Source organism: Paenibacillus hodogayensis (assembly GCF_039536325.1).
Taxonomy (GTDB): Bacteria; Bacillota; Bacilli; order Paenibacillales; family NBRC-103111; genus Paenibacillus_AB; species Paenibacillus_AB hodogayensis.
This window is the reverse complement of the sequence record NZ_BAAAYO010000014.1, coordinates 21547-38513: the sequence shown is the minus strand read 5'-3', so window position 1 is coordinate 38513 and position 16967 is coordinate 21547. Positions and strand designations below refer to the sequence as shown.

The following is a 16967-nucleotide window of genomic DNA, read 5'->3' as shown; positions in this document are numbered from 1 at the left end:
AAGGCAAGCGGTCATCCAATGAACGGGGAGGTCATCGGAAATGTCGAATCAACGAAGCAGCGCAATATTCTGCTGGGTGGTCGGGTTCATGGTTGCATGCATATTGCTGTCGGGTTGCAGCCGGGATACGGCCAAATCGCCTGACGGCGGATCCGCGTCCGAAAAGGAGCCTGTCGAATTGACGATCTACTATTTCTGGTCGAGGTCTTACGAGGATTTTATGGCGCTCTACGGAAATGATATCGTACGCAAATACCCTCATTTCAAAATCAACTGGATCCAGAACACCAAAGGCAATTCGCCGTCGGAGGTGATTGCATCGGGTGTCAACATTGATATGTATTACAGTACGGTAGACAATCTGGCCAATTTGATGGATTTGGGCATTGACCCTGATCTATCCGATCTCATCAAGAAATACAATACGAATCTGAACGAATTTGAGCCGACAATAGTCGATTTCATGCAGCGGATCGAGCCAGGCAAATTTGTCGGCATTCCATTCGCCACGCAAACGCTGTCCCTGCTGTACAATAAGGATATTTTCGATAAATTTGGCTTTCCGTATTTGTCTGACGGCTTGACTTGGGACCAGTTGTATACAGCGGCCAGATCGCTGACTCGCATAGAAGGCGGGGCGCTTTACCGGGGGTACGCCGAGTCATGGTATCCGAACCAACTGGCACTGAATCAGTCATCGCTTCCCTTGATCGATTCGGGGACGAACCGAGCGATGTTCGATACGGATCCATGGAAGAAATTTCTGAACAATTTCATCCGATTTTATCAAGTTCCCGGATATGAGCCTAACCCCGAGATATTGACGGGCGGTGCCCCGGCTGCGGCTTTCGTACGCGATCAGAACATCGCCATCACGGTCAGGAATAACAGCGATTTTCCGAGAAAAAGCGCAGGCGTGAATTTGAATTGGGATGCAGCAACTTATCCGGTGTTGACCGCAGCGGCTTCGGAAGCGGGGCCCCAGCCGCAGGTTATATTCTGGACGATACCGAAGAATGCCAAACATAGGGAAGCGGCGTTTCTGGCCGCAACGGCAACGGCCTCCCATGATGTGCAGTTGAAAGGCTCGCGCAATGGTTTGCCGTCCGTGCTGCGCGATCCCGGCATCCGCGAGGCGTTCGGCGCAGACGTACCCGACCTGCAGGGGAAAAATGCCAAGGCTTTGATTCCGAAGCGATATGCGTCCATCATCCCTCCAACCCGGTTTAACGGCATAGCGACATCCGCCATTAGCGACGCCTTCCAGAAGGTTGTGCTCGGAGAGACCGATCTCAATTCCGCGTTTCGCGAAGCGGTCGAAGCGGTGGACAAACAAATCAACGCCAAGTTGGGCAGATAGCATTGTCATGATCGTAGTTCACCTGTGTCAGGCTCGGCTTATGCAACTTCCTGGCACAAAGCCGGCGAAAGTTTGGCGTGGAGTGCCGGCCGTACTTGATAATTTCGCTAAAAAGCAGACGAATACATGCTGCTAGAGTCTAATAGGGGTTAGTTCCAATGACCAAAAAAGCCAAGCAGATGTCCAATCTGATTGGCTTTTGTTGGGATAAAGCACTTAATTAATTTGTAAGGCTTATTTTGTTTCCTTTTCCTCTTTTACACCATGTGATCAGGCATTCGATCATCACGACGACAAGTAACGAAATGCCGAACAACGGCATTACCATTCCCAAGATTGCCATGAAAGCGATAAAGCCGATCGAAATTTTGTTTGAATGAACGGGCGGCGCCGACAACAAGCTTTTTCTCTTGCGGGCAAGCCAGGTTTTGAACCCCCAGAATATGACGAGCAAAAATGCGAGACATACAATGAAATTTAAAGTTTTATTCATCCATCCGAACAAATGGCCTTCATGCAGCGGAATTCCCCACGTAAACCATTTGGCTAAAATGCCGTAATCGTCATAAACGACTTCCGATATCGGTTTGCCGCTATATGGATCAAAATAAGTCGTAATTTCCTGGTAAGGACTAACGTCAAGTCCCGTTATCCCTGTGTTGCTTGATTTCGAAACCGTAAAAACGCTGTTATTCCCAGACGGGTAAATGATAGAATAAGGCTTGGAAATGCGATGGTTATCGATTTCGCTCATGAGCTGCCGAACCGTAATCATGCTGCTGTTATGCTTCATGCCCTCCATACCGGCCATATCATGATGCCCAGCATGGCTGCTTGTTGATTCCGGCGTTTCATTTTTGCGCGTGGCCCAAGGAATTTCGCTCATATCCGAGATTGGCGGATTTTGCTTCAAAAGGGGGAAACCGATGGAAGGCTTGTTTTGAGCCGCCGAATAGATGAAATTTCCCATAAAGGCTGACCACGGCAGCCCTGTGAATATAACAATAATCATCGGTATCGCAATAATCGTCCCGATTAACGCGTGCCATTTTAAGCTTTTTTGCCGTTTGTTCGGATTTTGCATTCTTTTTAATGCGTGACTTCTAAATGTCATATAGATGCCGGAAAGGAGCAGGAATATCGCCCAACAAGCCGCCAGCTCTACGAGATAATTCACTACTGTTCCGCCAACAAACAGGGAGCTGTGCACGTTTCGCATGACATTGGAAAAGGTGTACTTGGCATTTTGGCTGCCAACGATCTGATAGTTCTGATCAAGAAATACGTATTTTTGATCTCCATCCGGACGGGTCATCGTCAATCGGGTATTGTAAGAATCCTTTAATACAATGACTTTCGATACGGAGTAATTTTTGTGCGCCTCTGTTGCTTTCTTGATTCCCTCATCAATGGTCGACTGTTCCGTTTGGCCGCTGTTTCCGAAAAAGTTCTTTTTATAAAAATGATTTTCGACATTGGTATAAAACAAATAGCCGATACCGCTCAATGTCAATGTGATCAGCAATGGCGTTATAAACAACGCAGCATAAAAGTGCCATCTCCATAAGCGATTATAGTTGTTTTTTGTTATCTCCATCCTTTAACCCCCGACCTCTAATTTTTACACCATGGCATGGTTTGGTTTATGAGGAACTTCTCCTTGTCTGGATGTCGTACTCATTATACCGACACCTCTATTTAGGACGAATGACTCGATGGGGCTACTGAAGTGAAAGTATTTTGAACAACTATTTGGATGAATCGTCATCCCAGGCGGCGTATCGTCCCGCAACCTGGATCTAAGTCCTCGCGGAAGTCGCTCGTTGATTGCCGGTGCCGTCACCTTAGTTTCTCCGGGTCAAGCAGAACGGGGTTTGAGTAAAGTGTGGGTTCTCTCCACAATTCGTCAATGTTACAATGGGAACGAATGTTCTTAAGGGGGTGTTTGGATTGACCGGAATTCCGAAGCCAAAAAAGAAATATGATGTCAAACGGCCAACACGCGATGAATTTGCATTGGAAGAACTCGCCAACCAGTTAAATGAAGCGAAGTCTGAAAGCGCGGAAGTGTTGCTGACGGTATGGGGGATGGAGTTGCCTGTTCGTGGTCGAATAGAGAATATGGATTCTCGTACCGGTAAGGTGCACATCCAAAAAGATGGACAAACTACCAAAGTCACATTCATGGATATAATGAAGGTCGAGAATCACAGAGATTAAACTTCCCGATAAAATGGTCGGATGACAAGAACATAGTCCAATGGGGCTGTCCCAAAAGTGTTCGCATGACATGGGGACGTCCCAATTTCCACACGAAAGGACCTCAAATTCCACTGTAAAGTGGGGGATGAGGTCCTTTTTCTCAAGGAAAATTGGTTCTAAGTGGGGCTCAAAAAATCGCAAAATGACCTTTGGGACAGCCCCATTTTTTAATCGATGCCGGAACACTGACTGGTTTTACGGTGCGGCTCTTAAGTTAAATGCGGAAGCGTGGAACGATCATAAACGATGATGAATGGTGGCTGGAGCGAATGACAAGGGGGTCTGACCGCGATATGCTGCGGTTTGAGACTAATTTGGGGCAAACATCGTTACTGATCTATGCGTTCTTCACCAGAGCTTATTTTTCGCCATGTTGTGGGTGTTAATTTGTGATTCTTTTTAAATGCCTTAAAAAAATTCACAGGATCAGAATATCCAAGAGCATCGGAAACATCTGCTAGTGTTAGAGATGATTTGAGCAGCATGTCTTTTGCAAGGGTCATTTTATAATTGACGATATACTGTTGAGGAGTGATATTTAGGTGCTTTTTGAAAATTTGGGTTAAGTAGCTGCGATCTATTCCGATATGCTTTGCAATATTACTTACATCTATAGGGGGTATCTGAGCGGAATGAATGTAAGATATCGCTTGATTTATATAGATTTCTGACATCGCTACGGTTCTTTCCGTATTGGCGCGCAGCTGCAAGAGTGTATCCGAAAACTCCCAGAGGCGAGCCAGAATCATTTGATAAGAGATATTTTCTTGCTTTGAAGCATCAAGTATTCCCATTAAGGCTTTACCGAGAGGTTGTGAAGTCGAGTCGGTAATGATGGGGGACGACATGGTGATTTTTGATGCATTATAAATTTCGGGAACGGAGGCCCCGGCAAACTCGATCCATCCGTACTCCCAAGGATCAATACCATCTGCTACATGAGAGGCGGTTTGGTAAGGAAACATAACAAATGCCTGTCCGGGCATCAATGTGTAAGTGGAGGTTTTTCCGGTAAAAACACCGCTGCCCTTATAAATATAATGAATTATAGTGTTAAAAGGAGTAAAGGATGGAGCGTTATTCGGTTTACAGCATTCATACCCCATTTGAATAGGGATAAGCTCGGAAAAGCGGAAGTGTTTGACCGCACAAAATTGGTATTTCATATAGAATGATACCTCCTTCCATTAATCCATTCGATTCCCATTAATATCTCACATTAGGATAGTAATATCCAGCAAAAAAACATATATAGGAAGGAAGAAATCCTATATCATGAAACTATAAATCGGCAGCGCATTCACCCTGATCCATGTTTTGCAGCTGAACCGCGGAAAAAAATATAGTCTTGTTTTGGCAGAAAAAATAAAACCATGTTTTGGAATCCTTGTTTGAAATACGTCGAAAGACGATTTCCTATGAAGCTCGCATTAATGGAGGGGATAACCGTGAACAAAAAGAGTTTTTTGGTATTGGCTGGAATGATAGCGCTTACAATATCAGAGTGTTCGACATCCAAGGATGGCGATAAGTCGGGAGGTACGGGGGCAAGCCCGTCGGGGCCGAAAAACGTGACGCTCAAAATTGGTTTGCCCGGGGCTTATGATGTGACGAAAAAAGAAATTATCGATGGTTTTGCGGCCAAATTTCCGAATATCAAAGTTGAAGTTCAAGACGCTCCGTGGGGAGACTTCGTGACGAAGATCGCTACCCAAATCGCCGGCGGCATGACCCCTGACGTCTGGCTGCAGGAGAACGCGGTCATTCTCGGCTATGGCAAGCGGGGTGTAGCGGAAGACTTGTCATCCTATATCAAGCTGATTTTCCGGGATGCATTCCAGCAATTCAAGATGGGGCCGGCTTCCGCAGCCGCTTGGGCGCTGTTCGTCATTATTTTGACCATTACGCTCTTCCAGCGATACTTCGAGAGAAGGTGGGTGCACTATGTTTGATTCTCGCACAATCGGCAAAACCGCATCCTCCCTAGTACTGTATCTCGGCGCGCTGCTCATGCTGTTTCCGTTTATCTGGATGGTGTCCACCTCGCTGAAAACGACAGGAGCGGTCGGACAATTGCCGCCTCGGCTCATTCCCGATCCGATCAGCTGGGAAAATTACAAAATCGTCTGGGAGAAAGTCAATTTCGGCCGATATACCCTGAACAGCATGTTTCTCGTGATAGTGGACATGGTCGGTACACTGCTATCCTGTTCGCTGGTCGCGTTTGGCCTGGCCATGTACAATTTCAAGCTGCGCAAGCCCCTGTATATCGCCATGCTGGCGACGCTGATGATTCCGTTTCAAGTCACGCTCATTCCAAGCTACTTCATCTGGAAGTCGTTCCATATGCTCGATTCGTACTACCCATTGATTATTCCGAATTTTCTCGGAGGGGCGTTCGGCATCTTCCTCATGCATCAATTCATTAAATCGCTCCCCAAGGAGCTATATGAAGCCGCCGTCGTCGACGGGTACAGCCCCATGGGGGTTTTCTGGAAAATATACTTGCCTTTGTGCAAGCCAGCCTTGTCCGCGCTCGGCGTCTTTACGTTCATGGGCGCGTGGAATAACACGATCGGGCCGCTCATCTATTTACAGAACAAAAAACTGTATACGTTGCCTATCGGTCTGCTGTATTTGAAGAACGATACGGAGGTCAGCACGTCGCTCTTGATGGCCGGTGCCGTTATCGTGACCGTTCCGGCCGTAATCGTCTACTTGATCGCCCAGAAGCAGTTCATGCAAGGAATCGCGTCAACGGGGTTGAAGGGATGATTGTGTATCCCTACTAAACTCACTGTCCCGACACGATTGTGAAAGGAGGGGGTTCCTTTGTAACTTGCTGCGAACATAGAAAGTCTCCTGCCCGTCATGTTTTCCTGCTTTTCCAAAAAGAAGCGTGGAGGATGAATTATGTACTTGTACAGGAAATCCCGGTTATCCTTATTGTTATCCCTCTGTTTAATGCTTCAACTGATCGCCGCTGTTAACGCACCGACAGCAGCCGCTTCGGCCGGCAATCTTGTCGCAAATCCCGGCTTCGAGGATGTGACAGGAAGCGTCCCCGCTCAATGGACCGTTATCGGCAATGTGTGGGGCGATGCGATCAAGGCGGCTCCGGAAGCGGCGCATACGGGGAATTACGGCATCTCGATTCAAACGAGCACAGGGAACAATCCATGGGTAGCGATCCCTATTCTGGTGGAAGAAGGGGCTACGTACAGCATCACGACCTGGTTTAAATCGGTCGGGGTCAGCGGAAATCCAGGCTACAAAATTGAATTTTTCAAAGGAATCGATAAAACGGTCGAAAACTGGGTATCCGGCTATACTTACAAAGCAGCAGGTTCCAAAAACGATGGCCAGTGGCATGAGCTGGATTATACCATTCAGGCACCGCCTGGAGCCGTCTACATGTACGTGTACTTGCGGTTGTACGGAACGGGGACCGTTTACTTTGACGACACGTCCGCCCTCAAGACGAAAGATAAGCCGCAGCTTGTCGTGGAGCCGTCTCACACGTATTACTATCCTGACGTTACGAGCGGAAGCGCCGCGCTGAAGCTTGAACCGTCCGACGGCAGCATGGCGGGCAAAACCGTCGACGTCCAAATCATCGACGAGGCTTCCGGCGAGGCGATATTCGTACAGAACGGCATCAAGGCCGCCGAATCGTTGAGCGTTGCCTTCTCTACGTACGAAATGGCATTGGAGCAGCCGTACCGATTGGAGGCGGAGCTGAAGAACGGGGCGGGGCAGCTGATCGAAAAGCAGGAACGCACAATATACCGTTGGGCGCGTCCGGCCTCCATTCCACTGAACGGTCCGATCCTCGTTGACGGGGAGCCCTTCTTCCCGGTTATCGCATATCATGCCACCGCGGCGGATTATCCTTACTTGAAGCAGATCGGGGTCAATACGGTCCAAGGCACGAACACGAATAGCGAGGCTGCCCTGCAATCGATGCTGGATACGGCTCAGGCGAACGGGCTGAAAATGCTCGTCACGCTATATTACGATATGAGGGTCAAGGAAAACTTCGAGCTGACCCGGCAATTCGTGACGAAATTCAAAAACCATCCGGCCGTTCTCGGCTATATGATTATGGACGAACCGAGCTTGTATGGCATTCCGCAGTCGGAGCTGCTGGACGCCTACAAATTGATTCGATCCATCGATCCGGTTCATCCGACTTATATGGTCGAAGCCGATTCGAATTCTTATCACAAGAACGGCCAGGCAACGGACATCCTTGTCACCGACGTTTATCCGTACGCCCAGAACAGCGTGACGCCCATCTCGGCAGTCGGAGACGACGTGCGTCAAGCGGTTGAAAGCGTGGACGACGTGAAGCCGGTTTGGACGGTCCTGCAAACGTTCAAAATTCCCGGTACGATGTGGAACTATTTGCCGACGATCGATCAAGTCCGCAACATGGCGTACCAAGCGTTCCTCGCTGGCAGCAAAGGCTTCGCCTATTATTCAATCAACGATCCGGGCTGGAAGCTGAGGGAATCCGAATTGTGGCCGGGCTTGGTGAAATTCAAGGACGAGATCGCGTTGCTGGGAAGTCTTGTCTCCGCGGGCAACAAGGCTGCCGAACATATTGGCAGCGACATTCAATGGGCGATCTATGACAAAGGGCAAGAGCAGTACGCCGTCGCAATCAACTTGACCCAGCAAGCACAGACGGCCGCGATCCCTCTCGAGAAAACGGGCAATCAGGTGGAGCTTCTGTACGGTGCCCAGCCCGAGTCGTCGGGCAGTTGGGAGCATGAGCTCAGCGTCACCCTCGGGCCGGAACAAACGCTGGTGTACCGAATCAAGCCTTTTGTGGCGGGTGTAGATTGGGCGATCGATGAGCTGCAAGGAGCGACAACCCTTATCGCCAACAATCAGTGGGAGCAGAGGACGGAAAAGCTGATTGAAGATTTGATTAAGGCGAAACAAGAGTTGATTGCCGCATCGGTTGACGCGGTCAAGGCCATGAGCAAGACGGAAAAAGCTATAGACGAAGTCAAAAAGCTGGAAAAATGGGTAGAAAAACAATCGGACGCCGCCCTAGAGGGCAAAAGGGTAGAGTTGAATGCCTTGCTGAACGACGTGACCGCAAACTTGCTACCGATCGTTCAATCGATGGCGAGATTGGATTTGCAGCTTGCCGCGTTGCAGTTTGTACACGGCGATACGCTGGCTATGAACGCCGCAGTCCGGAACGTCGGCGATAAAGAGCTTAAAAACGCCCGCCTGCGCATCGAGCTGCCGGCTTCGGCGGGGCTCCCGCCGATCGAGGAACAGTTTGGGAACATCAAGAAGGGGCAAAGCGCGACCCTCAGCGCAAGTCCGGTCTTGCCGGCAGCGATGGAGCCCGGTGACTACGTTGCGAAAGCGGTGCTGACGTTCCGATATAAGGGAACGGATGTTCAAGTTTCGGTCGAACGGGAATTTACGGTATCGCCGCTTCTTGCCGCCAACCTGACGCCGGGCAGCCTCGATATCACGAAGGCAGGATCGTATCCGTTCTCTATCGTGCTAACGAACGGCTCCGGTCAACCGCGTGCAGTCGAGCTTGAGCGGACGGCAGCGGACGGCATTGAGGTCGATCTTCCGGGAGCGGCGACGCTGGCCGCATATGAGACGAAGACGGTTCAAGGAACCGTAACGATCCCCGAGGGGACTGCGAACGGCGATTATGCCGTAACCGTCGAAGCCTTAACGGCCGGTGTCAGCTACGCCGTGCTGCCGCTTGCGCTGTCTGTGGATACGAGCCCCGTATACAACGGCGGCTTCGAAAAGCAGACTTTAAGCGGTTCCGCCCCGGCAGGCTGGTTTGTGGGGAAGGGGGCATGGGATAAGACCGTCGCACACAGCGGCCAAGCGTCCGCCAAACTGATTCCCGACGCGGGAAATGCGTTTAACGTATTGAATACGGACGCATCCAAATTATTCACGCTTGTGCCCGGAGCCAAATACAAGCTGACGGGCTGGGTCAAGACAGAAGCGACGGCAGGCTCGGTTGCGCTTGGCGTTCGCCAAATCGACGCGCGCGGCGGTACTGTGACCTATACGTGGGTGGAAGCGGCTAAAATGGGCGATTGGACGAAAGTCGAGGTCATCTTTACGGCCCTGCCGACTGCGAATCGAGGAGCGGTTTATTTCAAGCTCGATCAAGCCGCGAACGGAGCGGCGTGGGTAGACGATCTGGAACTGAACGAAGTCTTGACGGGTCTGGAAGCGAAACTTACGCCGAGCACCATCAACGTCGGCCAGGCGGGAACGTATTCTTTCTCCGTCGAGCTGACGAACGGTACGGTCAATCCGATCACAGTCGATTTGCCGAACGAGGCGCCGAACGGGATCGTCGTAACGCTCGACGCCTCCGTTGCGCTGGCAGCCCGGGAGACGAAGACGGTGCAGGGCTCCGTTTACGTTCCAGTATCGGTAACCACTGGCGAATTTAACGTAACGGTCGAAGCGAAGGTTGGGAACGAAAGCTTTGCTACGCTCCCTCTTCAAGTGAATGTCGATACGAATCGCGTTTACAACAGCGGCTTCGAGAAGCCGGCTGCCGGAGAAAGTCCCGACGGTTGGTTCATGCGTGCGGCCGTGTGGGACCAAACGGTCGCGCACGAAGGGCAGTATTCCGCCAGGCTGAACCCGGACGCGGACAATACATTCAACGTCCTGAATACGGATTCGCCGCGGGCGATCGCCGTAACGCCGGGCCATCGATACGTCTTATCTGGTTGGGTCAAGAACAGCGCGACGGCCGGCTCTGTGGCGCTCGGCGTCAGACAGGTTGACGCGAGCGGCGCAACCGTGACGTATACTTGGAAGGAAGCGGCCAAAGTCAACGACTGGATGAAGACCGATGTTGTGTTCAACGTGAACTCGCAAACGAAAAAGGTCTGGATCTACTTCAAAATGGATCAAGCCGCGAACGGACCGGCCTGGGTCGACGATCTCGAATTGAACGAGGTTCCATTGTAAGCGCGCTCGGCATGCTGACCGGATCAAGCAAAGGATAAGGAGAATGAATAATAATGCAGGAGCAAAAAACGAAGACGCCGGCCAAACCGTGCAAAGTCGATTTTTCCGGCAGGCTGGGCCCATTTGCCGCATTTCCTGACGGTGCGGTGCTTTCCCTCTACATTGAAGGTAAACCGATGAAAGCTTGGGCGGATACGTCCATCCCTCAGCGGCTTTACGCGAGATGGTCGGTGAATTATGGCATTACGTGGGATGCGCCGGTACTAGCATATGAATTTCCGCCTGCGGCGGGCGCGATCAAGATGCATGATTTGGATCATGGCTTGTTTATCGATGCGGAAGGTACCGTACATGTTTATGTATTTAACTTGTTGAACTTTGACGAGGATACCCCGTACAAGGACAGAGTCGTAGAAATGCTGCATCTCTACTCATCCGATCGAGGCCGCTCCTGGTCGGAGCCTTGCCGAATCGATTACGGACATCGCTATACGGGATCGCTCAATGCGATTACCGTCCTGTCAACGGGCAGAGTCGTCATGCCGTTTTCGTATATGTTGGATGGAAAAACGTTCAATAGCACGGTCATCATCTCCGATGATCAAGGCTATACGTGGCGGCAAGCCTCAAATTTTATTGCCGTAGAGACCGGTAGTATGGGGCTCGAGTCGGGCGCGGTCGAACCGGTCACGGTGGAATTGGAGGACGGCCGCATATGGATGGTGATCCGAACGACGACAGGGAAATTGTACGAGTCGTTCTCATCCGACGGAGGAGAGACTTGGTGCCGCGCGCAGCCAACCGCATTTCGTTCGGCGAATGCCCCTGCAGGCTTGCTGCGTCTGCGTGACGGGACAATTATGATGTGCTGGAATCACTGTCAGGGTGAACCGATCTTTGGCGGAATCGGTTATGCCAGGCAATCGCTCGTTGCCGTCGTCCGCGGACGTGACGGCATATGTCGAGGATACCGCGAAGTGGTCAGGCTTCGTCCCGACAATGACCCGGACCATTCCGTCTGCTATCCGTGGATGACGGAGCTGGCGGACGGAAACGTACTCGTCGGTTATCTCGACGTCGATATGCGCCGCTGGACAGATACGGTGAAATTTCAAGCCGTTAGGGTAGATCCGAATTGGCTGGAACAGCCGTATGCCGAGGAACAATGGCGGGATGGCACGGCCGACTGCTCCGTAACGCCATCCGGCGTGGAGATAACGCCGGAAGCGGATGACGGCGGCTCGCTGCGTTTGCATCGAAGCGAAGAAGATGCGCCCGTCGGAATCACTTGGAATTTTCCGCTGCAGACTCAAGGGGAAATCAGCGTGCGGTTAAAGCTGGAGGAAGGGTTCGGCGGCACGTTTATCGCCTTGTCGGATACGTTCCTAAAGCCGGGCAACCGTCAGGGAGGGTTATTCCGCATCAAGCTTGATCCGGACGGGCAGATTTGCACCCAATACAGGAATGAAAGCGAATACGTTCACGTATGGCGGTCGCCGAAGCTGGAAATCAGCCACTGGTACGATCTTGTGATTCGTTGGGATTGCATGATGGAAATGGCGACGATTCGGGTGGACGGCAAGGAGGCAGGGACGATTCTTAAACTGGAACAAGGTGACGGAGTTTCCTACATTCGTCTTTTTGCAGCCGGTGTAGGAGGCGGGCTGCGGGTCGACCGGATCAAAAGCAAGGAATGAATGGGAAGAGGCAGGCGAAGGAACGTGAACTATGTGGCATTGGGTGATTCGATTACCGCTTTTCGTCCGGGTGTAAAGACTTACTTTGAGGTGCTTCAAGAGAACGCGGATGAGTTTGCCTTTGCGGAGATGATCAACAGCGGTGTTCCGGGATGGAACACGAAGAATGTGTTGGCCGATCTGAAGAATAAGTGCCTCCGGTTCAATCCGGCCGTTGTCACGATTATGCTAGGTACGAACGATCATGCGATTTATAAGGGGACTGAGGCCGCGACGGTGTCGCCGGAAAGTTATGAAAGCAATTTGCGGCAAATAATCGACCGGATCCGGTTGGCGTCTGGAGACGGCTCGTCCAAGCCGGCTGTTATTTTGATGACTCCGCCGTTTGCGGCAACTCATGTCAACGTGGCGGGGACGGACGTTAACCAGTACCGTTTGCTCGCTTATTGCGGGATCGTCAAACGGGTAAGCAGCGAGATGGGCACGGGCTTGGTGGACGTGAACACGATTACGGGCGAAGCTGCGGGATGGGATGACGAACGCAATAATCAATCGTTTACGGATAAGGCAGACGGCGTTCACTTAAACAGCGAAGGCCAGCAGGTTATCGCGCCATATGTAAAAGAGGCGATTTTGGAGGCTTTGCGGGTTCGCGGCTAGCAGCGGCTTCCTTACGGTTGCGCACCGTCGCGACAACATGCCGCGGTTGGGAGCTGGGATGCGAAAGGCCGGCCATCCTTAGGGGGTGACCGGCTTTTCGGCAGGCGACGGACTCGGCACGCTGGGACCGTTGAAGGCCGCTGTCTCGGGCTGCCTGCTAGCTTGGCCAGTGTCCCTTTTTTCCTTATCTTCTTCGCCATCAGCCCGGCAATATCTCGAGCTTCGGCCACACAGTCTTCTTCCTCCTTCGGGTGTTGACAGCAGAGAAAATCGTTGATATTCTATTAAACAAATGTTTGATTTAAATAAATGTTTAATTCAACGATGACGAAGGAGAAATGCTCATGCTTCACGCATTAAAAGCTTTTTGGCAAAAAACGCCTACGAAAATAGGGGTCGCAACGGCTGTCATGTTCCAGCTCATCTTCTGCGTCGTCTGGATGACCGGCTACCGTGGAGTCACGGATCATACGTCCCAGCTACGTATCGCCATCGTAAACGAGGATGCCGGTTTCGGCAAGCAAGTGGCCGCTCAGCTGGCGGCTAACCTGCCGTTCGAGACGGTTGCGGTGCCGACGGAGGAGGAGGCGCAGGCGAGACTGAACGAACGGGACGTCCAGATGGTGCTGCACATTCCCGCGGAATTTTCCAAGCAGCTGCAGACGCCCGGTCAGAAGGGAGAGCTTCGGTACCTTGTCAACGAATCGAACCCAGCTCTTATTAAAAGCATCATGAGCGGCGTGGCGGCCAACGTGACGGCAACCGTCAATAAGCAGGCGGTCGCGGCCGGAGCCCAAGCGGTGCTGACCCAGATGAACGTGCCCGCGACGCAGGCGCAGACGACGGCGGAAGGTCTGTCGGAGAAGGTTACGGGGCCTATCGTTTCCATGAACCCGGTGTCCGGCATGAACAACCAGATGGTGCCGATGATGCTGGTGCTCGCTTCTTATGTAGGCTCGATGATTATGGGGATGAACGTCCAGATGTCCGCCCAACTGATTGGCGGAAGCGTCGGACGCTGGCGCAAGTTTGCCGCCCGCGTAGTGCTGAATGCGGCTGCCGCCATCATAACATCGCTCGTAGGTACCTCGTTCGTCCTGCTGTTGGGCGGGCAGTCGGCGCACGGCTTTTTCTCGCTTTGGGCATTCGAAGCGTTATGTCTCGTCACATTCATGTTTTTCTCTCAACTGTTCGTGATGCTGCTCGGCAATGCCGGCATGCTGATCAATATCGTCATGCTGTCCGCCCAGCTCGTCTCTTCCGGCGCCCTCGTGCCGCGGGAGCTGCTGTCCGGCTTCTATTACGAGCTTAGCCGCTATTTGCCCGCGACTTACGCCGTGGAAGGAAATATGAACCTGCTGTTCGGCGGACCTTCCGTCGGCGGCGCTGCGTCCGGTCTCGCGCTCATTATGGCCGCTTCGATCGCGCTCGGTCTGATCGTGACGGCGCTGCGCAGAGAGAAAGCTCCGGCTGCGGGCGCCAAGCTTGCCAATTGACCGGAGACGGGCCATAATAGGGGTACTTGTACACAGAGGCCGAAGCGGGCCGAGCGGGCGACTCCCGTGGGCCGGGTTTTTGGCGGTACGGGTGCGGCGGGGAGACTCCCGCAACAATGCCATACGACGGGGAGATGCTCATGTCCGCACCGGAACACGACATCAAGATGAAAATATTGCTGGCGGCCAAAAAGCTGTTCGCGAAGCAGGGCTTCGACGGCACGTCGGTCAGGCAAATATGCGATGAGGCGGGAGCTAATGTGGCGCTCATCTCCTACCATTTCGGCGGCAAGGATAACGTGTTCGGCGCGTTGTTCAAAACCTTTTTTCCGGGAAACCGACTGGCCGAATACGCCGCTTACTTTCACGATCCGATTATCGGCATCAAGAAGCTGGTGGAAGAGGTGACCCGGTTCCGGCTGCGCGACCCGGAGATGATCATGATCGTCCAGCAGGAGATTTTCAAGCAGTCCCCGCGCGTCAAGACGATCCAGGACCATATTTTTCCGGTATGGCTCAAGGTGCGCGAACTGCTCGAGGATGGCCGGAAGGCCGGTATCTTTCAATTCCGCTCGCTCGATAATACGATGTTTTTTATTATGGGCGCGCTGCTGTTTCATAAAAATACGGACTATTTCCTGCCGATCCTGAGCGACGGGGTGCCTTCCTTCGACGACATGTATCGCGACGCCGCCGTCTTTATACTACGGGGACTCGGCGTTCCGGAGAAAGCGGAGGACTATTTATGAACGACATCGTCGATTTGCTGCAGAGGCATCGCTCCATTCGCCAATTCAAGCAAGAGCCGGTTAGCGAGGAAGCGTTGGAGGCGATCGTCCGCTCTGCGCAGATGGCTTCGACTTCCAGCAACGTGCAGGCGTACAGCGTGATCGCCGTGACGAGAGCGGAGACGAAGCGGGCGCTGTCCGTCTTGGCGGGCAATCAGCGGTCGGTCGCGGAATGCCCGGTGCTGCTCGTCTGGTGCGCGGATCTCCGCCGCAACCGGCTTGCTTGCGAACGGGAGGGCGTGGAGATGGTATCGGACACGATGGAAAATTTCATCGTAGCCACGGTCGATACCGCGTTGGCGGCGCAAAATGCCGCTATTGCCGCCGAGTCGCTCGGACTCGGCATCGTCTACGTCGGCGGTCTGCGCAACGATCTGCGCGAGGTCACGCGGCTGCTGGACGTGCCCGAGCTCGTTTATCCGGTCTTCGGCATGTGCGTCGGCTATCCGGATCATGAATCGTCCGTCCGCCCCCGTCTGCCGGTTCGCGCGGTGCTGCATCGCGAAAGCTACGACCGCGCCGGGCAGCAGGAAGCATTGGAGGAATACGATCAAACGACCCGCGACTATTACCTGGAACGCACGAAAGGCAAACGAGCGACGACTTGGTCGCAGGACATGGGCGAGAAGTTCAAGCGACCGGCTCGCGATTATATGCGCACCTATTTGGAGGAGCAAGGATTTCGATTTGACCGGTAATGGCATTGACAAGTGCCGCTGCCCATGTTATTTTTTGGAATAGATAAGCGATATGCGGAAGCACCGCCATTACGCTGCGTTCGAGGGGACGCGGGTAATGGCTTTTTCGGTTGTGGGCGGGAAGACGGGAACATGCCGAATACGGTGATAAAAATGATTTACAGCGTTAATAGTTAATGGTATTATATTGATATAAAGATAATAATTGTAACGTTTGCGAAGAACGCGAACGACCGGGAAGCCGGCCGTTTTGCGTTCTTTTCTTCGTTCCGGGGGGATGTGTCGGTGAACAGAAAACGGAACGTGCTGATTAGCGTGTCCGCCGCGCTTTTGGCCGTTGCGCTCGTCTACGGGGTGTACAGACTCCAGTTGAAGCAGGTCGAGCTGCAGCAGACGATCAACGTCGTCGTGCCGAAAGATTTTATCAGGGCGGGTACGATGCTCGAGGCCGGCATGCTGGCTTACAAGCCGGTTCAGGCGGGCGCGTTGGCCGACGGGATGTTTACCGATCCTGCGCAATTGATCGGATTGGAATCCGTCGTTCCGCTCGGCACGGACGAGCCGATATTGGCATGGAAGGTGGACAAGTATCATCTGCTGCCATCGATCGGGCAGGCGACCTTCCAGATTCCGAAGGACTATATTTTGTCGTTGTCCAACGGAATCCGTGCGGGAGACCGGGTCAAGCTGTACTTGTCCGGCACCGACAGCGAATCCGGCCGTTTGTTCGACGAGGAGATTACGGTAGCTTCGGTCAAATCGTCGGCCAACGTGGAGGTAGACAATCCGAAGTCGCCCAACCTGTATTCGCGGGTGAACGGCGATGCGGAAAAAATGTACGCTTCCCGCCGGGAGGCGAACGGGGCGATCGATCAGATCAATTTGAATTTGACGGAACATCAGTGGCTGGCGATCGACCAAGCTTGCCGCACGAAGAAAGCCAAGCTGGTCATTGCGGTATCGGCTTCGTCTTTCGCCGAAGAGGCTTTATCCAGAACTGAAAGGAGGTGATCCGA

At 52.5% G+C, this 16967-nt stretch carries 13 protein-coding genes; 11 read left to right on the top strand and 2 right to left on the bottom strand.

Going from position 1 to position 16967, the window contains the following annotated elements; all coding sequences use genetic code 11:
• Positions 1-40: 40 nt before the first annotated feature.
• The gene (locus ABD796_RS28290; protein WP_344914703.1) at positions 41-1360 is read left to right on the top strand and encodes an ABC transporter substrate-binding protein; all 1320 of its coding nucleotides are present in this window, start codon (positions 41-43) and stop codon (positions 1358-1360) included.
• A 220-nt stretch (positions 1361-1580) separates the two neighbouring features.
• On the opposite strand, the gene ABD796_RS28285 is transcribed toward ABD796_RS28290, so the two are convergent.
• A complete protein-coding gene (locus ABD796_RS28285) occupies positions 1581-2957 on the bottom strand; it encodes a PepSY-associated TM helix domain-containing protein (RefSeq protein WP_344914701.1) in 1377 nt (458 codons plus the stop codon).
• A 353-nt stretch (positions 2958-3310) separates the two neighbouring features.
• Here ABD796_RS28285 and ABD796_RS28280 point away from each other — a divergent pair, with 353 nt between their 5' ends.
• On the top strand, positions 3311-3580 hold the full coding sequence (locus ABD796_RS28280; RefSeq protein WP_344914699.1) for a YolD-like family protein: 270 nt from the start codon (positions 3311-3313) through the stop codon (positions 3578-3580).
• A gap of 371 nt (positions 3581-3951) precedes the next feature.
• On the opposite strand, the gene ABD796_RS28275 is transcribed toward ABD796_RS28280, so the two are convergent.
• Positions 3952-4788 (bottom strand): AraC family transcriptional regulator, encoded by an 837-nt coding sequence (locus tag ABD796_RS28275; protein ID WP_344914696.1) that lies wholly within the window; start codon positions 4786-4788, stop codon positions 3952-3954.
• A 405-nt stretch (positions 4789-5193) separates the two neighbouring features.
• On the opposite strand from ABD796_RS28275, the gene ABD796_RS28270 reads away from it, so the two are divergent.
• The 9 genes from ABD796_RS28270 (at position 5194) to ABD796_RS28230 (ending at position 16962) form a co-directional block, all read left to right on the top strand.
• Complete coding sequence (locus ABD796_RS28270) at positions 5194-5574, top strand: extracellular solute-binding protein (RefSeq protein ID WP_344914693.1); 381 nt, start codon at positions 5194-5196, stop codon at positions 5572-5574.
• On the top strand, positions 5567-6397 hold the full coding sequence (locus ABD796_RS28265; RefSeq protein WP_344914691.1) for a carbohydrate ABC transporter permease: 831 nt from the start codon (positions 5567-5569) through the stop codon (positions 6395-6397). Before ABD796_RS28270 ends, ABD796_RS28265 begins: the two co-directional genes overlap by 8 nt.
• A gap of 138 nt (positions 6398-6535) precedes the next feature.
• Complete coding sequence (locus ABD796_RS28260; RefSeq protein WP_344914690.1) at positions 6536-10612, top strand: carbohydrate binding domain-containing protein; 4077 nt, start codon at positions 6536-6538, stop codon at positions 10610-10612.
• A gap of 53 nt (positions 10613-10665) precedes the next feature.
• On the top strand, positions 10666-12309 hold the full coding sequence (locus tag ABD796_RS28255) for a sialidase family protein (protein ID WP_344914688.1): 1644 nt from the start codon (positions 10666-10668) through the stop codon (positions 12307-12309).
• A 24-nt stretch (positions 12310-12333) separates the two neighbouring features.
• Positions 12334-12969 (top strand): SGNH/GDSL hydrolase family protein, encoded by a 636-nt coding sequence (locus tag ABD796_RS28250; protein ID WP_344914686.1) that lies wholly within the window; start codon positions 12334-12336, stop codon positions 12967-12969.
• Positions 12970-13313: 344 nt separating this feature from the next.
• Positions 13314-14465 carry a YhgE/Pip domain-containing protein gene (locus tag ABD796_RS28245; RefSeq protein WP_344914684.1) on the top strand — a complete coding sequence of 384 codons (1152 nt, stop codon included), beginning with the start codon at positions 13314-13316 and terminating at the stop codon, positions 14463-14465.
• A 116-nt stretch (positions 14466-14581) separates the two neighbouring features.
• A complete protein-coding gene (locus ABD796_RS28240) occupies positions 14582-15214 on the top strand; it encodes a TetR family transcriptional regulator (RefSeq protein ID WP_344914682.1) in 633 nt (210 codons plus the stop codon).
• Complete coding sequence (gene nfsA, locus ABD796_RS28235) at positions 15211-15951, top strand: oxygen-insensitive NADPH nitroreductase (protein WP_344914680.1); 741 nt, start codon at positions 15211-15213, stop codon at positions 15949-15951. The genes ABD796_RS28240 and nfsA overlap by 4 nt, the downstream gene beginning before the upstream one ends.
• A gap of 285 nt (positions 15952-16236) precedes the next feature.
• On the top strand, positions 16237-16962 hold the full coding sequence (locus ABD796_RS28230) for an SAF domain-containing protein (protein ID WP_344914678.1): 726 nt from the start codon (positions 16237-16239) through the stop codon (positions 16960-16962).
• Positions 16963-16967: the final 5 nt, after the last annotated feature.

Excerpts from the sequence above, each read along its gene's own strand:
- ABD796_RS28290 (WP_344914703.1), top strand. The coding sequence starts at position 41 with ATGTCGAATCAACGAAGCAGCGCAATATTCTGCTGGGTGGTCGGGTTC.
- ABD796_RS28285 (WP_344914701.1), bottom strand. The coding sequence starts at position 2,957 with ATGGAGATAACAAAAAACAACTATAATCGCTTATGGAGATGGCACTTT.
- ABD796_RS28275 (WP_344914696.1), bottom strand. The coding sequence starts at position 4,788 with ATGAAATACCAATTTTGTGCGGTCAAACACTTCCGCTTTTCCGAGCTT.
- ABD796_RS28265 (WP_344914691.1), top strand. The coding sequence starts at position 5,567 with ATGTTTGATTCTCGCACAATCGGCAAAACCGCATCCTCCCTAGTACTG.
- ABD796_RS28260 (WP_344914690.1), top strand. The coding sequence starts at position 6,536 with ATGTACTTGTACAGGAAATCCCGGTTATCCTTATTGTTATCCCTCTGT.
- ABD796_RS28255 (WP_344914688.1), top strand. The coding sequence starts at position 10,666 with ATGCAGGAGCAAAAAACGAAGACGCCGGCCAAACCGTGCAAAGTCGAT.
- ABD796_RS28245 (WP_344914684.1), top strand. The coding sequence starts at position 13,314 with ATGCTTCACGCATTAAAAGCTTTTTGGCAAAAAACGCCTACGAAAATA.
- ABD796_RS28240 (WP_344914682.1), top strand. The coding sequence starts at position 14,582 with ATGCCATACGACGGGGAGATGCTCATGTCCGCACCGGAACACGACATC.
- nfsA (WP_344914680.1), top strand. The coding sequence starts at position 15,211 with ATGAACGACATCGTCGATTTGCTGCAGAGGCATCGCTCCATTCGCCAA.